Origin of the sequence: Williamsia muralis (genome assembly GCF_002735905.1) — a bacterium.
Taxonomy (GTDB): Bacteria; Actinomycetota; Actinomycetes; order Mycobacteriales; family Mycobacteriaceae; genus Williamsia; species Williamsia muralis_A.
Genome location: NZ_PEBD01000008.1, coordinates 283,915 through 304,430 on the forward strand (window position 1 = coordinate 283,915; position 20,516 = coordinate 304,430).

The window sequence follows — 20,516 nt, forward strand, 5'->3', positions numbered from 1 at the left end:
GGGTTCAGTCGCTGTAGACGTTCAGGGCGAAGTCGGCCAGGTCCGGGAATGGGCTGTTCTCGGCGAACTTCACGGATTCGGCGATGTCGGCGTCGACCTCGGCCCAGATCTGTGCGAACTCGGACTCGGTGACAACACCTTCGGAGACCGCGCGGGCCTCGAGAAGCTTGATGGCGTCCCGTTCTTTCCAGGCCTCGACCTCTTCGATGGTCCGGTAGGTCTTGCGCAGACCCTTGACACCCTGGTGGTCGTAGTACCGATACGTCTTGGCCTCGACCAGCGTCGGACCGCCACCATTTCGAGCTCGTTCAACTGCGCGCCCCACCGCAGCACGCACGGCGATGGCATCCATTCCGTCGCAGATCTCGCTGGGGAAGCCGTACGCAGGCGCACGGTCGGCGACGTTCTCGAGCTTCATGTGGTCGCGCAGTGCGGTGAACTCCGCGTAGCCGTTGTTCTCGCAGACGAATACCACCGGGAGGTTCAGGATCCCGGCCATGTTGGCCGCTTCATGGAAGGCGCCGATGTTGCTTGCGCCGTCGCCAAAGAACGGGATGGCGACGGTGTCCTCGCCGCGGTACTTGGCCGCGAACGCAGCTCCGACGGCGATGGGGATGCCGCCTCCGACAATGCCGTTGGCGCCGAGCATGCCGATGGAGAGGTCGTTGATGTGCATGGAGCCGCCGCGGCCCTTGCAGTAGCCGTCGACTCGGCCGAACAGTTCGGCGAACATCTGCCGGAACTGCGCACCCTTGGCCACGGCGTGACCGTGCCCGCGGTGCGTCGACGAGATCTGATCGGTGTCGCGCAGATTGCTCACGGCGCCGGCGGCCACCGCTTCCTGTCCGACGTACAGATGCAGGAAGCCGGGGAGCTTGCCGCCCTCCATGAGGCGACCCGCCTCGGTCTCGAACTGCCGGATCCGGACCATGCGGCGGTGCAGGTCGAGCAGCACTTCCTTGCTCGGAGTGGGGTCATTGGATCCGACGGGCTCGATGGCCTCGCGGGTTGCGTTGGTCGCGGTCGAAGTCACCACGAGCACCTCTTCTCTCGTTTCGAACCTTGCAGTCATGGACGCCGTGGGCGACTTTGTTTACTTCTTCTGCAGTATCGACCACTACTGTAGCCGAATGTAAGTAGAATCACTATAAAGTTACTACAGCAGATCCGTGGCCCAGCGTCTTACTTGACTTGGTATGCAGTAAATCGCACGATGGGCGCCTACACGGACGTATTGGAAGGACTGAGTCGATGCTCGACCGAATCCGCGATCGGGCGATGGCCGATCCCACCGGCACAGCCCTGGTGGACGACCGCACCGTCACGACCTGGCAGGAGGTCCTGGGCATCCTCGACGCCCTCGGCGAGCGGCTCATCGGTCTGGCAAGCGATCCCGACGCACGCATTGCGGTGATCGGCGAGAACAACGTGGAAACCCTGCTCGCGCACGCCGCAGCGATCGGCCGCGGCGTGGGGCCGGTGGCGGTATCCCGCCAGCTCAAGGCGGGTGAGATGGCCGACCTGTTGATCGACTCCGGATCCGTGGCGGTGGTCACCGGGCCTCTCGGCCTGCAATCGGCGACCGAAGCCGCCGGCAAGGCGAACTTGCGCGCCGTGATCGCACACAACGCTCCCGCCGCCGACGGTGTTGTCACCTGGGCTGACTTTCTGGACTCTTCCACCACCTCGGGCGCCACAGCGGCTCCCGATCAGCGACCCGCCCGGCCCCCGTTGGTCTACACATCGGGCACAACCGGGCGTGCTCGCGGAACCGAGGTGCACTGGCTGCCGGCGCCTGCGGCCAACGCCGCCGACTTCGCGACGGCAGTCGCAGGCCGCTCGGGATACCCGGCGGGCACCCATCTGGTGGTCGGGCCCCTGCAACACAACGGACCGCTGACGTCGATCCGCCACCTGCTCTCCGGCCAACCGGTGGTCATCCTCGGCCGTTTCGATCCGGAACGCACCTTGGAGTTGATCGAGGCGCATCGGGTGACCTCCACGTTGATGGTGCCCACGCACTTTCAACGTCTGCTGGCCTTGCCCGAAGCCGTGAGAGCGCGGTACGACGTGTCAAGCCTGGAATATGTGGCGCATACCGGCTCGGCCTGCCCACCGGACGTGAAGCGCGCGATGATCGACTGGTTCGGTCAGGTACTCATCGAGTCGTACGGTGGCAGCGAGATCGGCACCGTATGCAAGATCGACTCCGCGGAATGGCTGGAACATCCACGCTCCGTCGGCCGGGCCGTGCCCCCGTTCGAAGCTGTTGTCGTGGGCGACGAGGGCACCGAACTCGAGCACGGCAGCGTCGGCGTACTGGGATTTCGCACCCCACCCGAACGTGGTGTGGTCTACCACGCCGACCCTGAAAAGACCGCTGCCGCTTACATTTTGCCCGGGGTCGCGACTCTTGGGGACGTCGGCTACGTGGACGATGACGGGTACGTCTTCATCACCGATCGGGTGGCCGACATGGTGGTGTCCGGCGGAGTGAACCTGTACCCGGCCGAGAGCGAGCGCGTGCTGCTGACCCATCCGGATGTCGCCGAGGTCGCCGTGATCGGCGTGCCGGATGACGATCTGGGTGAAGCGCTCCTCGCACTTGTCGTTCCGGCACAGGGTATTTCGCTGGACGTCGACGCCCTCGCCTCGTTCGCCAAGGAGTCGATGGCTTCGTACAAGTGCCCCAAGCAATACGTGGTCGTCGACGAACTGGCACGGAACGCGATGGGCAAACTCGACAAGAAGGCCCTACGCGCCCCCTATTGGAGCACCGACCGCACAATAGCGGGCTGAGTCACCCGCCCGTCTACCCCCGACCTGATGCTTTTCGAAAGGTACCGATGATCGAGATCCTGTTCGTCCGGCATGGCCAACCCGTGTCGGGGGTTCGCGATCCCGTCCTGGCGCCCGAGGGGATCGCCGACGCCGGCAAACTCGCCGAATGGTTGCGACACGAGGCGGTCGACGCGATTGTCTCCAGTCCACTTGCCCGCGCTCGTGAAACCGCTGACACCATCGCAGCCGGGTTGGGCCGCGAGGTGGACCTTGTCCTCGAAGATCTTCGTGAGTGGGACGACGACATCAGCCCGGAAGACTATGTCGCACTCGAAGACATGGAACCGGACGATCCTCGGCTGCTCGCCGTGGCGGCCGGCCGGTTCGAAGACTATGTGCCGCAACTCGATCTGCCGAAGTTCCGTGCCCGCGCCAGGAGTGCGATGGAGCAAGTGATCGAGCGTTACGGATCGGGACGGGTTGTAGTGGTCGCCCACGGCGGCATCCTCAACGCAGCGATCGCGGACGTACTCGAGATGCCCAAGACGTTCTGGCACAACCCCGCCTACACCTCCGTGGCCCGGCTGCGCCGACTCGATTCCGGTGTCACTGTTGTCGATGCCATCAACGACACCGCTCACCTGCGTGGCACGGTGAATCCATGACACAGGTCGACAACACGGTCACCGCCACCGCAGACACCATCCCCGCGGACACCATCGCCACAGCCAGTCAGATCATCCTGGTCCGCCATGGCCTGCCAGGTGGGCCCGCCGTGGCCGACCCCAGCCTGGGCGCCGAGGGTGTCGCCCAAGCCCAGCGTCTCGCCGAATGGCTGAGAGCGGAGCCGGTGGCCCAGTTCGTCTCCAGCCACTACGCTCGAGCACACGAAACCGCGCTGCTGGCAGCGCAGCCGCACGCACTGAAAGTGCACGTGGACAAACGACTTCGCGAATGGGACAGCGATCGCACCACCTACGCGACGCCCGAGGCCATCGCGGCCACGCCACGGGGAAAGGCCTTCGCAGAGGGCCGATATGACGAGTTCATCCCCGACTACGACAAGATCGCGACAGCGGCCCGCATGCGTGTGGCGGTGACCGAGGCAGCCGAGCGCGCACCAGGGCAGCTGACCGTCATCGTGTCCCACGGCGGCGTGATCAACACTCTGCTGACCGACATCCTGCAGGCTCCGTCACCGTTCTTCTTCAACCCCGGCTACACCTCGATGACCCGCGTCGCGGTGCTGCGGTCAGGGAGGTTTGTCATCCAGTCCGTGAATGAGACCGCGCACCTGCGTTGAGGCACGCTGGGTGGCGATGTGTCAGCGTATCGACATGAACCCAGCAAAATCATCGAACGCCGGCGGTCCGTGGTGGTACGCCCCGAAGAGATGGATGTACCGCGATGGTAGGCCCCATGCCCTGGCCCGTTTCATGAATTCACTGTCGGCACATCTGTATTCCCTCGGCTGGTTCAAGCAGAGCGGCGGTGCCACGCTGACGGTGCGCGGCAGACGCTCCGGCAGGCCGGTATCGCTGCCGGTGGTGATCGCTGAACACGATGGCGCGCGCTACCTGGTCTCGATGCTCGGAGACGACGCAAACTGGGTGCACAACGTGCGCGAAGCCGGCGGCGATGCCTAGCTCGACCGGCGCCCGGTGCACCTCGTCGAGATTCCCATCGGTGAACGCGCGTCGATCCTGCGCTGCTACCTGCAGATCGCTCCCGGGGGCCCGCCCCCACATCCCGGTCTCCCATCAGGCACCGCTGAGCGAGTTCGCTGGTGTGGCACAGGCTTATCCCGTCTTCCGGATCGATCGGAGCTGAACACCGGGGTTCGGTGATACCGCGTCGAGCCGACGCCGGAGTCACGTCGAGGCAAGCAGTTGTACTCGAACATGACGATCGGGAGGGCCACACCGGGTGCAAATGAGCACGACCCGCACCCAAAGCCTGTGCGGCGAGACCGCGCGTTTGTCAGACCCCTCCGATAAACTCGAACACATGTTCGGGGGGACAAGATCAGAGCAGGAACGGGCAACCGGAATCGTGGCCGCGGCGGTGTTGCGGCCCAATGAGCTGCTGCGTAACGCCGAGGCAGCGGTTGCAGGCCAGGCCTACTTGGAGTGGGCGCGTTACGACGCTGCCGCGCAGCTGCATCGGCAACTGGTCGAGCCCTTGGAGGACGCGGCGGTTGCGCTGAGGGCGCTCGACCCATTCGCGGTCTGCGCGGCCCGCTTGGCGGCTGCGCAGCAGATTACACAGCAAGGGGCCGAACACCACTTGTCGCGAGCATTGGCTCTGCGAGACCGGCTACCGGCAGTCAACGAACAACTGCGGCAAGGACGGGTTGCAGCGCATCACATCGCCACGATCGTCTCGGGGACCGACCTGATCGACGGGTCAGCGTTCATGGCCGACATCGACCACGAGATAGCTGGCCACCTGCAACGAAGCGGATCGTGGTCGAAGAACCGCATGCGAGACATGGTCGACGCCACGATATTTCGCCGTGACCCTGACCTCGTACGTCACGATCGGGAAGACGCGAAGAAGAAGCGCGGCGTGTGGTCGAACAACATCGAGCACGGAATGTCCGCCATCGATGCGGTCGCGAGCGCCGAAGAGACCGCCATGATCATGGCGCGCCTCGAGAAGCTGGCGATGTCGGTCTGCAAGGCTGATCCGCGGCGCAAGTCCGACCGGATGGCCGACGCTCTGTTCGCAGTCGTGATGGCCCGCGAGTTCTACTGCCAGTGCCCCAACGACCCGAAGCACCCCTGCACAGCCAACATTCGTACGGTCCCGACCCACGAGGCGGTGGCTTCTGGGATCGACGTGAAGATCATTCTTCACGTGATCGCTGATCAAGCAACCGTCGACGGCAGCGCAGACAGCCCCGGATACCTCGCCGGACATGGGGTGATCAGTGCGGACCATGTACGCGACATCGCGTCCAGGCCGGAAGTCGTCGCCCGCCCCATGGGAAACGAGTACAGGGAGGTCGATCGGGCAGAAGCACTGGTCGACATCGCTCACACTCTGGATGGCGACGATCTCGGCCGCTACGAAGACCCTTCGTTCGGTGGCGCCTGCGAAACTCTCGATCCGACTGCCGACGAGCACACAGTTACGGAAGCAATGGTGCCCGAACGCGCGGCCGATGTGCCACGTGAAGCCGATGGAGGGTCGCCTCCCCTTTCCGAAGATGACCGCGCCCGGCCGACACCGTATTCCGGCCCTCCTCAGCCGATTCCGGGCACCGACGTCTGGGGCACCCCGGGCGCCGTCGAGCCGCCGTTCATACAAGCCATTCCTTTGCCGGTCGCCGAACCGGGAAACCCGTACAGGCCATCCGCAGTCGCAGACAGCTACATACGCATCCGCGACTGCTACTGCACGTGGCCTGGCTGCGACCGCAAGGCCTGGGGCGCCGATCTCGACCACACCCACGAGTACAACCACAATGATCCGGCCGCCGGAGGGCATACCCACCCGGGCCACATGAAGGTCCTCTGCCGTTTCCACCACTTGCTGAAGACTTACTCCGACTGGCTCGACGACCAGTACCCGGACAAGCGCAACGGTCGCACCCGACTCGTCTTCATCACGCCAGAAGGGCGCATCTATCGTGGCCCAGCCTGGACCGGCGAAGACCTGTTCCCGGTGCTCGCGCGTCTCGTCTGGGACGCCGGCCCGGTGCCCCGCAGGCACCCATCGTCAGAGTCACCACCATTCACGGACAGCCGACAGAAGACGCGTACCGCTGCCAAACATGCACGCCGTCAACGGGAAAGGGAACGAAACCGCCGACGAAGTCAGGAGACGGATGAGCTCGCCCCACCGCCGTTCTGAGTTACTTGACAACGTCACCTGTTCGTTGATTGACTATCGATGTTGAGACGCGCGTCACAGTGTGCGCGTCGTTCGCCGAGGGGGTCCCCCATGAGCACAGCCGGTTTGGTCGCGAGCAAGAAGCTCGCCGAAAGGTACGCGGACGTTGTCCGCAGCCTCACGGCCGACGAGTGGGAAGCTCCGAGCCGATGTGCCGGTTGGTCGGTGAAAGACCTGGTGGCACACACAGGTTCGAACTTCAAGGTGATGGTGGACCCCCCGGCCGAGGATCCCGGAGCACTCACTCCCGCCACCGCCGAAGAGATGCAGGAACTACTCGTGGCGCTGCGCCGCGACTGGACCAGCACCCAGGTCGCCGACGAGTTCCTGAGCAGCGCCGACGGCGCCATGGGCGTGCTGGAAATGATGCAGCAAGACGGTGTGGCAAGCACCCCGATGACCATGACAGACCTGGGAACGTACCAGAGCCACCAACTTTCGGATGCCTTTGCGTTCGACATGTGGTGCCACATGTACGTGGACCTGCTGGCACCCGAAGGCCCGGTCACTCGCCCAGTTGCCGAACCCGACAGCGAGGTGCTGACCGCTGCTATCGGCTGGATGTGGGATGGACTGCCGCAGATGTGCACGCCGGTCAGTTCGGTCCTCGATCGCCCGCTGGGCGTCCGTCTTTCCGGCCCGGGCGGCGGCGAGTGGACCCTGCGACCCGGCTCCGAACTACTCGCCGTCGAGGCTGGAATCATCGACGCAGACACTGTGATCACTGCTACCGCAACCTCTTTTGTGATGTGGGGCACAACTCGCACGCCCTGGCGCGACCACGTCTCCATCGATGGTGATTCGGATTTCGCTGCGACCGTATTGGACAACGTCAACATCGTGTGACGTGCGACCCCCTGGGGTACCAAACGGTTTGCCCGTGCGCAACGATGGGTACAGCGAGCGTGATCAGCCGGGTTCTGCCCATGTGCCCGGTGATCAGACGCCGCTGCTGTCACTCACCCACCACCTTTAGGGCTCGCACATGGGATCCATCCGGAAACGCCGCTTCGCTGCGTGCACATTTGTCGGCCTCGTCGGCGCCACACTCATCGGTGGAGGTATCGCCAACGGCGATCTGCCCATGAACTTGTCGATCTCCGGTCAGTCGTCGCTGGCGACGATCTCGTCGGGCACGGCACAGAACGTCACCGTGTTCGCCCGGGAGGTGGAGACCACCACCAAAGGAAACCTGCCCAGCGCCGCCATAAGCATGGAATCCGCGCAACTGACCGACGTGTGCCTCTCGACTGTGGCACACGGCCTTCCGTTCATCGGCGACGTGACCATGTACATCCGGGTTCCAGGCAACAACACAACCGTGGACAACCTGGTTGTCGACGCCTCCTCCGTGGGAGGGTCCGTGAAGACGGGACCGGCGCAACTCGGACTCGACGTCTCGGCGACGGGTCAGGCCGAGGGCGTGGTGACAGCCGGAAAGACGGCGTCCAACGCGACGATGACGCAAGCCCGCATCGACGTCATCTCCCTGAACGCCAGCGCGGTGTCGATGAAGAACTTCAGCATCGACGTCGAAAAGGGATCCACGACTTGCTGACCACGGAAAGTACTCAGCCCCGACGCGCGCGATTCCGGAACTGGCGGACACAACGTCCGTTCTGGGGCGCCACCTTGATCATCCTGTCGGGTCTGTTCCTGCTGCTACCCGCTTACACGACCATCCATGTCGGCGACGTCCTGGTCACCATCAGCACCATCTCCGGCGTATCCACCCTGTTGCTCGGCGCGCTGATGTTGCTGTGCGGAGTGGCTTCGTTGTTGCGTCCGAGCGTGAAGTTGCCCGCGGGTGTCAGCGCCATGATCATCGCGCTGGTGGCGCTACCGGCAGCCAACTTCGGCGGCTTCATCATCGGTACGTTGCTCGGCATCGTCGGTGCGAGCCTGGTGCTGGCCTGGGCTGATGCCCCACGTTCACCGGTCTCGGCAGAAAGCGCGGCCGACCGCCACGCGTAGGGCCGCCCGTCGTCGGTTGTGATCCTCCGTGCTGTCGTCACCGGTCGCGGTGTACACGATGGCATTCTGGGCCCACGTGCTCGCCAACGCGATCAACATGGACCACAAGTCTTCCGCATCTACATCATCGATGAGGATACCGCGCGCCTGACCGTCCGAAATCGCTTGGAGCACATCGGCATCGCGGTTCGGTAGATGTGCGAAGAGGGCACCGGTGGGCGTGCGCTCTAACCTCGCCCACGACAACAACCGAACAAGACACGGGTCCCCGAGGTACAAGTCGTATAGACGTACGGCGTAACCAGGGAGATCGTCCGCATCAAACGGCACGGTGTCCACGTCGGCATCAACACGCGCTGAAAAGACGGCGTCGAACAACTTGTCTTTGCTGCCGAAGTAGCTGTAGATCTGCGACTTGTTGATCGGGGTGGTGGCGGCGATCCGGTCGACCCGGGCGCCCGCGATCCCGTAGGCCGCGAACTCCGTGGTGGCCGCAGCCAGTATTCGCCGCCTGGTCTCTGATGCGTCGCCCATGAACGCCCACCCTACCTAAAACCAACTCGTTGGTTGCCGTGGAGCCGGCGACAGCCTACTGTCGAATCCAACTGGTTGGTTGGTTATTGGGATGAGGGCACATGCGAACAGTCACGGGCTATCGAGCGAGCACCACAACGTCGGGACTCGAACCCTTTCGCTTCGAAAGGCGAGAGCTCCGGGATGACGATGTCGCCGTACAGGTCACGTTCTGCGGCGTCTGTCATACCGACCTGCACGCGGTTCGCAGCTCCGCGCCCGACCGGGACTCGTCTCCCGTGGTCCCCGGTCACGAGTTCGTCGGGACAGTCACCGCGGTGGGAGGGGCGGTCACCGCATTCGAAGTGGGCGACGAAGTGGCGGTGGGCAACATCGTCGACTCGTGCGGAGACTGCGACATGTGCGGAGCGGGTCAGGAGAACTTCTGCCGAAACTATCCGACACTGACCTATGGCGGCACCGACCGACGTGACGGTTCGACCACCTTGGGTGCGTACTCCACCGAGTACGTTGTGCGCGACCGATTTGTCTACCACCGTCCCTCGGTCCTCGACCCCGCAGCAGTCGCGCCTCTGATGTGCGCGGGAATCACGGTGTGGGAACCGTTGCGCAGCAACTCTGTCGGTCCGGGCATGTCGGTCGGTGTGGTGGGAGCCGGCGGCCTCGGCCACATGGCCGTCAAGTTGGCGAATGCGCTCGGCGCCGAGGTCACGGTGTTCACGACGTCGACCGGAAAGGCCGAGGACGCCTCCCGGCTCGGCGCCCACCGCGTGGTGATCTCGACCGATTCCGCCTCGATGGCGGAGATGACCGGGAAGCTGGACTTCATCATCGACTGCGTCCCGGTGGAGCACGACCCGGCCCCGTATCTCCGCTGTCTCGCTCTCGACGGAACCCTCTGCGTGGTAGGGCATCTCGGACCGATGACGGTCGACACCGTCGACCTGCTGATCGGCCGCAAGAGCCTCTCCTCCGCGGGCAGCGGCGGCCGCAGACACACGCAGGACCTCCTCGACTTCTGCGGTGAGCACAACATCACCGCAGATGTCGAAGTGCTGCCTTCACGCCAGGTGAACGAGGCATTGGAGCGGTTGTCTCGCAACGATGTGCGTTACCGGTTTGTCCTCGACATGGCCGATGCCGCCGAACTCAGCCGAGGCTGACCAACATCTTGCCGACGTTCCCGCCGCCGAGCATCGAGAGGAAAGCGTCCACGGCGTTGTCCAGACCGTCGTAGATGGTGGATTCGGCGACCAGTTCACCCGCCGCAAGCCAGCCGACGACCCGATCCTCGAACTCGGCCCTCAAGTCTTCGTGGTCACGCACGATGAAGCCACGCAGAGTGATTCGCTTCAGGATGGCGTTCATCAACACGTCGATGGCCGGACGGTCCGGCCCACCGTTGGAAATCATCCCGCACAACGCAACTCGACCTCCGACCTTCAGAGATGACAGCGCGGCGACTAGATGGTCTCCGCCGACGTTGTCGAAGTAGAGGTCGATGCCGTCCGGAGCGACGGTCCGAAGTGCGGATCCGATCGGCTCTCTGCGATAGTCGATGCCCACGTCGAAGCCGAGATCCTCTATGAGCTTCCCCGCCTTCGCCGGGCCTCCCGCGCTGCCGATCACGGTGCGCGCACCCATCAATCGCGCGAATTGGCCGGCTGTGCTGCCGACCGCACCGGCAGCAGCCGAGACGAAGACGTCGTCGCCCGGACGTAGTTGGCCCGCGCGGACCAGACCTGCATAAGCGGTGAAGCCTGTTTGCCCCAGCGCCCCCAGCCAGTGGTGCAGTTCGAGCCCCCGGGGTTCGATGAGCGCGGCGGCGGAAGCGTCGACCACGGCGTGTTCGCGCCAGCCCAACCGGTGGCGCACGTACGACCCGTTCGGGATCAGGCTGTTCCCGGCAACCACCACACCCAGTGCCGAGCCGTCAAGCGGGGCATCGACCTGGAAGTTGGTGGTGTAGTGCATCTCCGAAGTGCCCAGACGACCCCGCATCGACGGGTCGACACTCATGAACAGGTTCTGCACCAGCACCTGATCGCCCGAGATCTCGGGTACAGCCGTCTCACGAACCTCGAAATGCTCTGGACGGGGTTCCCCGTCTGCCGGTCGCTCCTTCAGGAAGACCGCCCGCGTGGTGGTGATGACACCGCTGCTCACGGCAGCTCCAGGATCGTCACCGTGCCCTTGGAGCCATCGACCTCGACCAGCGCGCCGTCCGGGATCCGCCGGGTGGCAGCGGGAACGCCCGCTGTGCAGGCGATTCCGAGCTCGCGGCTGACGATCATGGCGTGCGAACCCATGGCACCCACGTCGGTGATCGCACCGGCGGACACCATGAACAGCGGAGTCCACGACGGATCGGTCTGCGGTGCGACGAGGATCTCGCCGACCTCGAACGTGTCGAGTGCGTCCATCGAGGTGATGACACGGGTGCGCCCGGTGGTGATGCCCGGAGAAGCACCCGAACCCTGCAGCACGTCACCGACTTTCACACCCTCGACGGCCGATTCGCCCTTGCGCGTGAGACCCGACAGCGGGGGCATCGGCTCGCGGGTGTCAAGGAACGTCGGCAGTTCCAGTCCGAACAGCTCGCGCCATTGCCCGTACCGGCCGGCCAGTGTTCGTGTCATTGACTCCGGCGCGCTGGCCAGGGCGTCGAGTTCGTCGTCGACTGCCATGAAGACGTGGTCGGGCGACTCGAGATGACCCTGCGCGTGCAGCCGTCGACCCAACTCGACCAGCGGGACACGTGCCTCGTGCAACACCTTGATGCAGTTGGTCTTCGCCCGTTCACGCCAGGCTGCGAACCGCCGGGCCGATGCGACCGCGGCGTCGAGGGTCGCGAGCGCCTCGGCGTCGTCACCCACGATGGCACGGGCACGCGCCAACGCGTCGTCGGTTGCGGACGCATGCTCGGACAGCCGGGCGGCGGGTGATGCCGAATCGTCTTGCAGCCGGAGGCGATCGATCAGTGAGAAGACCAGGTCGGGCTTGGTCTCCCAGGAGACCGAACCGAGGTCCCACTCGTTCGGTCCTCGGTATCCGAAGTCGAGAAGGAACTGCTCGAGCGACGCGTCGAACTTCGGATCGATGCCGGCGATCCGTGCACCCACCCCGGCGACGCCACCGTCGAAGGCCGCCATCAGCTGCTCGTCGGCGCGGACAAGGCGACCGAGCTCCCACAACGCATATGACGGCAGGGCCGAATCGACGTCGCCGGCCGAACCGACAAGCGTGACGATGAGGTCCTGATGATCGGCACCGAGCAGTTGGCCGAGCACGGCGGGGCCGACAGCGGCGCAGTTGGTGGCCACCACCTCGCCACGCCAGGCGACCCGCTCCAGCGGCATCACCGAACGTGCTCGCGCGACGAGGGCCGCGGGGGTCAGCGACGCGAGATCAGGACGCTCGGTGCGAAGTCGGTCTGCGAGCGTGCGATCTTCCTCCAGTTCCGGGAAGGTTTCTGTAGAGAGCGCCCAGGCGTTGCGGTCGGCCAGACGGCGGCTGGCGTCCGCGTTCTCGTCGTCTGGATGGCCCACGTAGGCGGGGATGTCGGGGTCACCGCCGTACCAGAGCTGGTCTACCAACTCCACCGGCAGTCCACCGCGGATCCCGACGAGCCGCGACATCGAGAGGTTGATGTACAGGTGGCCGTAGAAGATGCCCGATGATGCGGCCACATCAGGCTTTTCGGCCAGTGAATAGCTGCCCAAGCTGGCGTAACCGAAGTTCCAACCGGGCAAGATGTTCTGGATCCATCCGAGATCGGCGCCCAGTGGGGTGATGGGATCGGACAGCACGTCGCTGGCGTTCAGCCGGGTGTACACGGGCAGGCGGTTGCTGGGATCGGTATCGACCAGCCAACGTTCTTCGGTCATCTCATCTCGACTCTTGAATAGTTTCTATATTTTGGATGCAGTACTACTTGTGACATGTAACACTGTACTGAGACTGTAGACGAATACAAGTAACTTGTCTGCACTCAACCGACCGTTGGTTCAAGGGAGATTTGATGAAGCTGCAAGACAAGGTCGTCGCCATCACCGGCGGTACCCAGGGCATTGGACGAGGGATCGCCGAGGCGGCTCTCGCCGAAGGCGCCAAGGTGGCGCTCAACGGACGGTCGGCAGAGAAGGGCGAGAAGGCACTGGCCGATCTCGGAGTCGGCGAGCGAGCCGCATTCTTCCCGGGCGACGTGACCGTGCAGGCGGACGTCGAGGACTTCATCGAGCAGACGGTCGCCACGTTCGGACGCATCGACGTGCTGGTCAACAATGCCGGTGGCGCAAAGGACCTTCAGCCCACCGCCAAGCTCACCGATGACGAGTGGAATCTGGTGATGAACTGGAATCTCAACGCCAATTTTTGGGCCACCCGCCGCGCGCTGCAGCACATGCTCCCCAACAAGTACGGACGCATCATCAACATCTCGTCGGTGGAGGGCAAGCAGGGCAAGCCTGTCTTCACCGCCTACGTCGCCGCCAAGCATGCGATCAACGGGATGACCAAGTCGATCGCGCGGGAGGTGGGCACCGAAGGCATCACCGTGAACGCGATCTGCCCCGGCCTGGTGATCACCGACATCATCAAGGACAACGGCCCCGCCACCGCCGCAGCGATGGGTATGTCGTTCGAAGAGATGGTTGCACTGTTTGCCGAGGAGTCGGCGATCAAGCGGCCCAACACAGTCGAGGAAGTTGCCGCAATGGCGATGCTGCTTGCCTCGGACGCGGGCGCCGGAATCACCGGAGCGCTGCTCAGCGTCGACGGCGGCACCGCGTCCTACTGACTTCACCGGACTTCTCCGACCACGGAGGAGAGACATGGACCCGCCGGCCGAGCCGCACATCGGCCGGTGGGTCCGCTGTCCGATAGACCCGCGCCACCTCTGCGGTGTCACCTACGATTGCTCATCATGGACACACCCACGGCGCCTGGGGGCCACCGATGATCGGCCGCATGCGAAACCGCGCCGAGTTCCATCCCGACCTGCGCTTGGCGTCGATGCTATTGCCGCCTCGACTGGTCAGCCGTCGAACCCTGCCGATCATGCGCAAACTGAGGACCATCCTTCCCTCCGGCGGAGATGTGGAAGTTCACCAGCTCGAGTCGGGCGCCTCTGCGCGGGTGTTCAGGCATCCGGTTACCAGCGCACCATCGCCTGCACTCCTGTGGATACATGGTGGCGGATACGTCATCGGCGCAGCCGCGCAGGACGACAGCCTCTGCCGCGCCTTCGCCGAGAAGCTAGCCGCGACAGTGGTTTCCGTGGACTATCGGCTGGCTCCGGACAATCCATATCCGGCCGCACTCGACGACTGCGACGCCACCCTGGAATGGATTGCCACTCAGCCGGACATCGACCCTGCCAACATCGCAATCGGTGGTGCCAGCGCAGGGGGTGGGCTGGCGGCGGCACTGGCGTTGCGTGCTGCCGACCGCGGCGGGATCAACCCGGTGCTGCAGCTCCTGTCGTATCCGATGCTCGACGACCGCTCAGAGACACCTGATCGACATCATCGGCTGTGGGACGCGCGGAGCAATCGATTCGGCTGGCAGAGCTATCTCGGCGACGCCGACCCGGTGACCGCGGTGCCGGCGCGTCGCCAGAACCTCAGCGGCGTCGCGCCGGCATGGATCGGGGTCGGCACACTCGATCTGTTCTTCGACGAAGACAAGAGGTACGCCGAGCGCCTCGAAGAGGCCGGCGTGCCGTGTGAGTTCGTCACGGTACCGGGCGCCTTCCACGGGTTCGATCTGGTGGCGCGGCGGGCAGAGGTGTCCAGGACGTACTTCGGATCGCAATGTGATGCTCTGAGAAGAGCTTTCGCAGGCTAGGCGGGCTCCGGGCTGATCAGTCCGGTGATGGCCCATTCCAGGCACCGCGCCAGGATGGTGTCGAATTGGGGAACCACCCAGCTGCCTCGGTCCACCTTGCCGAGGTCGTCGATGCCCAGGTCCTGCACGTCGAACCGTCCCCGGCAGTGACCGAGAGTGAAGTAGCAGACCGTTCCATCGCCGTGCTCCTTGAGGTACAAGACGGGCCGGGGCTCGTCCACACTCGTGTGTCCCTCCTCGAAACCTGTTGATGCACCGACGAACCGGGTGTGCGCGAGCACTTGAATGGGCGGGTGCAGTTCGCTGATGTACAACTCGTCGGTCACCTCGAACGGGTCTACGTCGGCCACGAACGGATGGTCCGGATCGGCGATCTCCACGAGGTACGGTGCGATCGGCGGGTGTCCGAGGAACTGACTGCCGATCACAAACGGCAGCTCACCCATCGACCTGGGGGTCACGTACTTGCTCGGGCTTCCCGGCGCCGTCGGCTCGATCGCCGAGTTGGTCCCGTGCAGGGCGAGCCATCTGCCGCCGCGTCCGACGAAGTCGATCAGTGCTTGTTGCTGGTCGGCGTCGGGAACCACGTTGCACGTATAGGTGATGAGCATGTCCGCCGAGTTGATCGCGTCGAGACAGTCGTAGTTCTCGAAGACGCGGGTACGCACGTGCTCGTAGTCCGCCAGGGCCGAAAGTAGTTGCAGCCGAGCGTAGTCGAAGTCGTGCCATTGGCCACCACACACCAGTACCGCGTCGATACGGCCCGAGGGTCCGGACATGTGTTCCTCTTTCCGCGTGAACCGGTGCCGCGTTCAGCCGTGTGCGTGCAGTGCCTTGCCCGCCAGCGCGAGATGGGCCTCACCGAGCGCTTCGGCCTGTGTGGGATGAGCGTGGATCAACTGGGCGACGTCGCCGGCAGTCGCTTCCCAGTTGTAGATGAGTTGCGCTTCACCGATGAGCTCCCCGACGCGGGCACCAACCATGTGGATACCGACAACCGGTCCGTTCTCGCCGGCGCGCACGAGTTTGATCCCGCCTGTCGTGCGCAGGATGCGGCTCTTGCCGTTGCCACCGAGATCGTAGACGGCCGTGGAGATCTCGCCGTACTTCTCGGCTGCCTCCGACTCGGTCAGGCCCACCGATGCCACTTCCGGGTTCGAGTACGTCACCCGGGGAATTCCCCTGTCCGCGATGGGCATCACGTCCAGTCCGGCGAGTTGCTCGGCCACCAGGATTCCCTGGGCAAAGCCACGATGCGCCAGCTGCGGCCCGGGCACGATGTCCCCCACCGCGAACACACCTGGCACGCCGGTCTGCAACAACTCGTCGGTGATCACCCACCCGCGGTCGACTTCGACGCCGGCCTCTTCGAATCCCAGACCGGCAGTTCGTGGACCCCGTCCCACCGACACCAGCAGCAGATCCGCGCTGACGTGCCTGCCGTCGGCCAACTCGACGTCGACGCCGCCGTCGGCGTCCGTGGTCACTGATGCAAAAGCGGTACCCGTCAGGCTCTTGATACCTCGTTTGCGAAATGCGCGCTCGACCTGCTTCGAGCTCCACTCGTCTTCGGTGGGCAGCAGGCGCGGAGCAGCTTCCACGATGGTCACCTCGGTGCCCAGCGATGCCCAGACACTGGCGAACTCGCATCCGATGACACCACCACCGAGAACCACCACCCGATCGGGAACGGAGTCGAGTTCGAGGGCCCGGTCACTGGTCATCACGGGCCCTCCGAGCTCGAGTCCGGGCAGGCTCCTGGCCTGCGAACCGGTCGCGAGCACCAGTGCCTCTCCCCGGTATCGGGCACGCCCACCCGCCGCGAGTTCGACTTCGACGGTACGGTCGGCGACCACTCGGCCGTAGCCGGCGACAACCTCGATACCACGCGAGGCGACCAAACCCTGGAGCCCGCGATAGAGGCCGGCGATGACATCGTTCTTGTAGCCGTTGACGGCACTCATGTCGATGCCGTCGAGGGTGGCCTTGATGCCGAAGTCGTGGGCTTCGCGCACCGAGTCGGCCACATCGGCCGCATGCAGCAACGCCTTGGTGGGGATGCATCCGTTGTGAAGGCATGTGCCGCCGAGTTTTCCGGCTTCGACGAGGACCACCGACATGCCCAGCTGAGCCGCACGCAGGGCGCACGCATAACCGCCGGATCCGCCACCGAGGATGACCACGTCGGCCGGCTGATCATTGTTGTCGCTACTGGTCATGTCGTTTTCCACTCGCCGAGATATTGATCAGAAGTCGAAGCGGTTCGTGAACCCGCCGTCGACGACCAGGTTGGTGCCGGTGATGTGACCGGCAGCGGGGGATGCCAGGAACACCACGGCGTTCGCGACATCCTCGGCCGAACCGAGTTTGCCCATCGCCGCGGCCTCGAGCGCACCCTCATAGAGAGCCGGGCGACTGGTCTTGATGGTGTCCCACGCGCCGCCTTCGAAGAAGATCGGGCCCGGCGACACCGAGTTGACGCGGATACCCTTGGGACCGAGTGCTTTTGCCTGTGCTGAAGCATGCTGCAACGCAGCCGCTTTCAGGGCGCCGTAACTGTTGGCCGTGGTGATCGGGCCGGCCTCGAGAGCCGAGGTGGTCGCGATGGCGACCACAGCGGCCGCCTCGCTGTCCTCGAGATGACCGGAGGCCGATTCGATGAAGTTGACCAAGCTCATCAGATCCACGTTGAAGCTGTTCACCCACGCCTGCGGACCCTTGCCGGTGGCGGCAGAGGCGTTGACGATCACGATGTCGATGCCGCCGAGGGCTTCTGCGGATGCATCGACGAACGACTTGACCGACTCACTGTCGCCGACGTCGACCGCCTTGTGGAAAACCGTTCCGTTCTCGGACAATTCGGCAGCGACCTCATCGAGGTGTTCCTGACCGCGCGCACAGATGCCGACAGAAGCGCCCTCGTTCAGCAGGGTCCGGGTGATGGCCAGGCCGATGCCGCGGCTCGCACCGCTGACGATTGCGCGCTTGCCCTTGAGATTGAGATCCATTGATTCTCCTTGTATTGGCGGAGGGCGGATGGCCTCCTGAAAGGTCGGTCAGAGATTCATCGCTCCCACGTGTGTCTGGAAAGACAGCACGTGGGAGAAGTCGTTGACGGACTGCACCGCGCGGCGCGTGTCCGCGCCCCGCAGAACCGAAATCGATGTGTGGTGCACCCGCACCGGCATGTCGAATCCACTGCCCAATGCGTCGGCGAGCGCGGCGTTGATGACGCCACCGTGAGCAGTGACGACCACGCGCTCACCGAGGTGGGCGTCGACGATGCGCGACAGCTCTGAGAGCACACGTGCCCGGAATGCGGCCCCGTCCTCGGCGTACGGAAACGCCTCGTACCGCCTGGTGCGGATGTGTTCGCGGAAGATGGCCGAGATCTCCTCGTGAGGCAATACCTCGAACGGCGACTGGTCTGCGGGGAAGTTCTGCCACGGCTCGAACTCGGTGAGAGTGTCGCGCACCTCGGGGGTCAACCCGTGCCGGGCGCCGATCTCGGTGCCGGTACGCAGCGCCCGTTGCAACGGCGAGCTGTACACGGCGTCGACCCGGGTGGCCGCCAGGCGGTCGGCAACCGCCTGCACCTGGCGTTCACCGGTCTCCGACAGCGGCGGGTCCACGGTCTCCCCGGCACTCAACTCCTTGGTGAGCTGCTGCTCGCCGTGACGCACCAACACGAGCTCGCACAAGCCGTCCAGTGATGCGAACGGATTGTCGAGGTCGATGGAGCGGGCACGCGGCTGACTGAGCACTCTGCCAGTGAACCACAAACTGTCGTCGGTCTAAAGATACGTTTTCGAATTGCCAGCTAGATGGCCTGAGCGAACGTCAGAAGTGCATTCCGAGACCAGCGATGTGCATCACACGCTACAGATGTCCGCCGCCAACTCCCGGACCTCGTCGGAGAACTTTCGGCGGCCGAGGTTGGCCAGCACAGCGTCTTCGGTGAGCCATGACGCGGCTGATACCTCCAGCAGACTCGACAGCGCGGTTGCGGCGGCAGCCTGCTTCGCCTTCGACGCGACACGATTGCGCGTTCGCAGCTCGGCCGAGAACACCGCGAGCATCTCGAGGCGCACCTCCCGGCGGAGTGCCTCGATCGACAGACTCCAGCCGGGCGACCGGACGAAGTAGACCAGCGACGCCGACCGCTGGCTGTCGGTCCATTCCAGCAATCGCACGATGATGTCGCCGAGCGGTGCGTCTGGATCCTCGGCCACTTTTCCGCGCAACTCATCGAGCAGTTGCTCGGCAAAAAGGCGCAGGCCACCGAGCAGCACCTCGTCTTTGGACGGGTAGTGGTAGTAGACCGCGGCCGATGTCATGTGCGCTTCGGCAGCGATGTCGGCGACGGTGACGTCTTCGATCGACCGGACGGAGTACAGGTGCATCGCCGCTTCGACCACCACTTCGCGCCGCGAGGGCCTGTGTGCTGCTCTTTTGGTCCCCTTGCCCACCGGGGTCGCGGCAGCGGACGTACCGGTGCCGGACCTTCCTGGCTCCCCACCCTTGCTTGTCATGCACTAGATGATGACAGGCGGAACAAGTTCTCGAGGCTGTGACATCCTGATGTGGTAACTCGAGGGGCAATGCAGTCATCCGGGGCGAGGAGGAACGACTGTGGCACGGCGGAAGACAACCACACCGGCATCGAACGGTGAACGCACCACCGACAGCCGCACGCTGGACACCGACGAGAACTGGCTGGGCTGGGACTCGCTGCCTGCGGCGGATGACCAACCGGGCGGTGGCCTCGGGTCGCCGACACCCGAACCGGCAGACGACACCGACGAACCCGTGAAGAAGACCGCACCGGCAAAGGGCTCGGCGCACCGGCCGTCACGGCGCCACCTGATCGTGAAGGCAGCGGTCAGGGTGTTTTCCAAGAAGGGCTTCGCCGAGGCCTCCATCCAGGAGATCGCCGAGGAAGCCGGCATGGTCCCCACCGCCGTCTACTACCACTTCGCCAGCAAGGAAGAGCTGTTCGAGAGCGCTCTGGGATACGCAATGGATGCCAGCTCCAAGGCGGCGTACTCGGCCCGACCTGATGACGTCTCGGCAGATGCCGACTCGTTCAAAGAGGTCGTCTCGGCCGTGTGGGACTGGACCGCGGAGCACCCGAACTCGGCCCGCATGCTGTTCCTGCAGATGGCGGGCGGCGCGACTCCCGGAACACGCCTGCTCACCAAGGAGTACGAGGAACGGCACATCCGCCGCGCATTCGACTACTTCCCGGTCACCGATGTGCCTCCCAACAAGCGCGCCGCCGCGGCACAACACGCAGCCCGGTCACTTCGGGTGCGCACGATGATCGCGATGACCATCGCCATCCAGCCACTCCGCATCGAGGGTGGGCCGCTCGCCGACATCCCCGTCCCCCGACTGCGGACAGCGACCACCGAGGTCTGCTCGAGGATGATCGAAGGCCGCTGACCCGCCCCTCTATGCCGCTCCGTCGAGTAACTTGACAG

At 64.6% G+C, this 20,516-nt stretch carries 21 protein-coding genes; 12 read left to right on the forward strand and 9 right to left on the reverse strand.

The annotated features are described in order from the left end of the window. Positions 1 to 4: 4 nt before the first annotated feature. Complete coding sequence (locus CSW57_RS10315) at positions 5 to 1,033, reverse strand: thiamine pyrophosphate-dependent dehydrogenase E1 component subunit alpha (RefSeq protein ID WP_223249170.1); 1,029 nt, start codon at positions 1,031 to 1,033, stop codon at positions 5 to 7. Positions 1,034 to 1,251: 218 nt separating this feature from the next. On the opposite strand from CSW57_RS10315, the gene CSW57_RS10320 reads away from it, so the two are divergent. From CSW57_RS10320 to CSW57_RS10355, 8 genes are all read left to right on the forward strand, one after another. Then, the gene (locus CSW57_RS10320) at positions 1,252 to 2,799 is read left to right on the forward strand and encodes an AMP-binding protein (protein WP_099382705.1); all 1,548 of its coding nucleotides are present in this window, start codon (positions 1,252 to 1,254) and stop codon (positions 2,797 to 2,799) included. A 47-nt stretch (positions 2,800 to 2,846) separates the two neighbouring features. Next, positions 2,847 to 3,446 (forward strand): histidine phosphatase family protein, encoded by a 600-nt coding sequence (locus CSW57_RS10325; protein WP_099382706.1) that lies wholly within the window; start codon positions 2,847 to 2,849, stop codon positions 3,444 to 3,446. Continuing rightward, on the forward strand, positions 3,443 to 4,084 hold the full coding sequence (locus tag CSW57_RS10330; protein ID WP_099382707.1) for a histidine phosphatase family protein: 642 nt from the start codon (positions 3,443 to 3,445) through the stop codon (positions 4,082 to 4,084). Before CSW57_RS10325 ends, CSW57_RS10330 begins: the two co-directional genes overlap by 4 nt. 34 nt (positions 4,085 to 4,118) lie before the next feature. Beyond that, the gene (locus tag CSW57_RS24685; protein WP_223249171.1) at positions 4,119 to 4,427 is read left to right on the forward strand and encodes a nitroreductase/quinone reductase family protein; all 309 of its coding nucleotides are present in this window, start codon (positions 4,119 to 4,121) and stop codon (positions 4,425 to 4,427) included. A gap of 361 nt (positions 4,428 to 4,788) precedes the next feature. Continuing rightward, positions 4,789 to 6,639 (forward strand): HNH endonuclease signature motif containing protein, encoded by a 1,851-nt coding sequence (locus CSW57_RS24690; RefSeq protein WP_223249172.1) that lies wholly within the window; start codon positions 4,789 to 4,791, stop codon positions 6,637 to 6,639. A 90-nt stretch (positions 6,640 to 6,729) separates the two neighbouring features. Next, positions 6,730 to 7,524, forward strand: coding sequence for a maleylpyruvate isomerase family mycothiol-dependent enzyme (locus CSW57_RS10345; RefSeq protein ID WP_099382708.1), 795 nt, complete (start codon positions 6,730 to 6,732; stop codon positions 7,522 to 7,524). 139 nt (positions 7,525 to 7,663) lie between these two features. Next, positions 7,664 to 8,236 (forward strand): DUF6230 family protein, encoded by a 573-nt coding sequence (locus CSW57_RS10350; protein ID WP_099382709.1) that lies wholly within the window; start codon positions 7,664 to 7,666, stop codon positions 8,234 to 8,236. Further along, a complete protein-coding gene (locus CSW57_RS10355; protein WP_223249173.1) occupies positions 8,230 to 8,652 on the forward strand; it encodes a DUF6114 domain-containing protein in 423 nt (140 codons plus the stop codon). Before CSW57_RS10350 ends, CSW57_RS10355 begins: the two co-directional genes overlap by 7 nt. Here the strand turns inward: CSW57_RS10355 and CSW57_RS10360 are convergent. Then, positions 8,611 to 9,186: a TetR family transcriptional regulator gene (locus CSW57_RS10360; RefSeq protein ID WP_099382710.1), complete on the reverse strand. Its 576-nt coding sequence runs from the start codon at positions 9,184 to 9,186 to the stop codon at positions 8,611 to 8,613. The two genes, CSW57_RS10355 and CSW57_RS10360, sit on opposite strands and share 42 nt — an antisense overlap. Before the next feature lie 101 nt (positions 9,187 to 9,287). Here CSW57_RS10360 and CSW57_RS10365 point away from each other — a divergent pair, with 101 nt between their 5' ends. Further along, positions 9,288 to 10,349 (forward strand): NAD(P)-dependent alcohol dehydrogenase, encoded by a 1,062-nt coding sequence (locus tag CSW57_RS10365; RefSeq protein WP_099382711.1) that lies wholly within the window; start codon positions 9,288 to 9,290, stop codon positions 10,347 to 10,349. Here CSW57_RS10365 and CSW57_RS10370 read toward each other — a convergent pair. Together CSW57_RS10370 and CSW57_RS10375 are read right to left on the reverse strand one after the other, a co-directional pair. Further along, a complete protein-coding gene (locus CSW57_RS10370; protein WP_223249174.1) occupies positions 10,336 to 11,352 on the reverse strand; it encodes an NADP-dependent oxidoreductase in 1,017 nt (338 codons plus the stop codon). The two genes, CSW57_RS10365 and CSW57_RS10370, sit on opposite strands and share 14 nt — an antisense overlap. Beyond that, positions 11,349 to 13,073, reverse strand: coding sequence for a PEP-utilizing enzyme (locus CSW57_RS10375; RefSeq protein WP_099382712.1), 1,725 nt, complete (start codon positions 13,071 to 13,073; stop codon positions 11,349 to 11,351). The genes CSW57_RS10370 and CSW57_RS10375 overlap by 4 nt, the downstream gene beginning before the upstream one ends. Before the next feature lie 134 nt (positions 13,074 to 13,207). Here CSW57_RS10375 and CSW57_RS10380 point away from each other — a divergent pair, with 134 nt between their 5' ends. Together CSW57_RS10380 and CSW57_RS10385 are read left to right on the forward strand one after the other, a co-directional pair. Further along, positions 13,208 to 13,984: an SDR family NAD(P)-dependent oxidoreductase gene (locus CSW57_RS10380; RefSeq protein ID WP_099382713.1), complete on the forward strand. Its 777-nt coding sequence runs from the start codon at positions 13,208 to 13,210 to the stop codon at positions 13,982 to 13,984. A gap of 170 nt (positions 13,985 to 14,154) precedes the next feature. Further along, the gene (locus tag CSW57_RS10385) at positions 14,155 to 15,033 is read left to right on the forward strand and encodes an alpha/beta hydrolase (protein WP_099382714.1); all 879 of its coding nucleotides are present in this window, start codon (positions 14,155 to 14,157) and stop codon (positions 15,031 to 15,033) included. Here CSW57_RS10385 and CSW57_RS10390 read toward each other — a convergent pair. The 5 genes from CSW57_RS10390 to CSW57_RS10410 all read right to left on the reverse strand — a co-directional run bounded on the left by CSW57_RS10390 (position 15,030) and on the right by CSW57_RS10410 (position 19,565). Then, the gene (locus CSW57_RS10390) at positions 15,030 to 15,812 is read right to left on the reverse strand and encodes a ThuA domain-containing protein (protein ID WP_099382715.1); all 783 of its coding nucleotides are present in this window, start codon (positions 15,810 to 15,812) and stop codon (positions 15,030 to 15,032) included. The genes CSW57_RS10385 and CSW57_RS10390 overlap by 4 nt on opposite strands. A gap of 33 nt (positions 15,813 to 15,845) precedes the next feature. After that, the gene (gene lpdA, locus CSW57_RS10395; RefSeq protein WP_099383299.1) at positions 15,846 to 17,252 is read right to left on the reverse strand and encodes a dihydrolipoyl dehydrogenase; all 1,407 of its coding nucleotides are present in this window, start codon (positions 17,250 to 17,252) and stop codon (positions 15,846 to 15,848) included. 27 nt (positions 17,253 to 17,279) lie between these two features. Next, positions 17,280 to 18,041, reverse strand: coding sequence for an SDR family NAD(P)-dependent oxidoreductase (locus CSW57_RS10400; RefSeq protein WP_099382716.1), 762 nt, complete (start codon positions 18,039 to 18,041; stop codon positions 17,280 to 17,282). Positions 18,042 to 18,089: 48 nt separating this feature from the next. After that, a complete protein-coding gene (locus tag CSW57_RS10405; RefSeq protein WP_099382717.1) occupies positions 18,090 to 18,797 on the reverse strand; it encodes a histidine phosphatase family protein in 708 nt (235 codons plus the stop codon). Between the two features lie 108 nt (positions 18,798 to 18,905). Further along, positions 18,906 to 19,565: a TetR/AcrR family transcriptional regulator gene (locus tag CSW57_RS10410; RefSeq protein WP_099382718.1), complete on the reverse strand. Its 660-nt coding sequence runs from the start codon at positions 19,563 to 19,565 to the stop codon at positions 18,906 to 18,908. Positions 19,566 to 19,665: 100 nt separating this feature from the next. Here CSW57_RS10410 and CSW57_RS10415 point away from each other — a divergent pair, with 100 nt between their 5' ends. After that, positions 19,666 to 20,478, forward strand: coding sequence for a TetR/AcrR family transcriptional regulator (locus tag CSW57_RS10415; RefSeq protein WP_099382719.1), 813 nt, complete (start codon positions 19,666 to 19,668; stop codon positions 20,476 to 20,478). Positions 20,479 to 20,516: the final 38 nt, after the last annotated feature.

Bases quoted from the DNA above. Each gene is read 5' to 3' on its own strand.
- CSW57_RS10320 (WP_099382705.1), top strand. From the start codon at position 1,252: ATGCTCGACCGAATCCGCGATCGGGCGATGGCCGATCCCACCGGCACA.
- CSW57_RS10325 (WP_099382706.1), top strand. From the start codon at position 2,847: ATGATCGAGATCCTGTTCGTCCGGCATGGCCAACCCGTGTCGGGGGTT.
- CSW57_RS10330 (WP_099382707.1), top strand. From the start codon at position 3,443: ATGACACAGGTCGACAACACGGTCACCGCCACCGCAGACACCATCCCC.
- CSW57_RS24685 (WP_223249171.1), top strand. From the start codon at position 4,119: ATGAACCCAGCAAAATCATCGAACGCCGGCGGTCCGTGGTGGTACGCC.
- CSW57_RS24690 (WP_223249172.1), top strand. From the start codon at position 4,789: ATGTTCGGGGGGACAAGATCAGAGCAGGAACGGGCAACCGGAATCGTG.
- CSW57_RS10345 (WP_099382708.1), top strand. From the start codon at position 6,730: ATGAGCACAGCCGGTTTGGTCGCGAGCAAGAAGCTCGCCGAAAGGTAC.
- CSW57_RS10350 (WP_099382709.1), top strand. From the start codon at position 7,664: ATGGGATCCATCCGGAAACGCCGCTTCGCTGCGTGCACATTTGTCGGC.
- CSW57_RS10360 (WP_099382710.1), bottom strand. From the start codon at position 9,186: ATGGGCGACGCATCAGAGACCAGGCGGCGAATACTGGCTGCGGCCACC.
- CSW57_RS10365 (WP_099382711.1), top strand. From the start codon at position 9,288: ATGCGAACAGTCACGGGCTATCGAGCGAGCACCACAACGTCGGGACTC.
- CSW57_RS10375 (WP_099382712.1), bottom strand. From the start codon at position 13,073: ATGACCGAAGAACGTTGGCTGGTCGATACCGATCCCAGCAACCGCCTG.
- CSW57_RS10380 (WP_099382713.1), top strand. From the start codon at position 13,208: ATGAAGCTGCAAGACAAGGTCGTCGCCATCACCGGCGGTACCCAGGGC.
- CSW57_RS10385 (WP_099382714.1), top strand. From the start codon at position 14,155: ATGCGAAACCGCGCCGAGTTCCATCCCGACCTGCGCTTGGCGTCGATG.
- CSW57_RS10390 (WP_099382715.1), bottom strand. From the start codon at position 15,812: ATGTCCGGACCCTCGGGCCGTATCGACGCGGTACTGGTGTGTGGTGGC.
- lpdA (WP_099383299.1), bottom strand. From the start codon at position 17,252: ATGACCAGTAGCGACAACAATGATCAGCCGGCCGACGTGGTCATCCTC.
- CSW57_RS10400 (WP_099382716.1), bottom strand. From the start codon at position 18,041: ATGGATCTCAATCTCAAGGGCAAGCGCGCAATCGTCAGCGGTGCGAGC.
- CSW57_RS10410 (WP_099382718.1), bottom strand. From the start codon at position 19,565: ATGACAAGCAAGGGTGGGGAGCCAGGAAGGTCCGGCACCGGTACGTCC.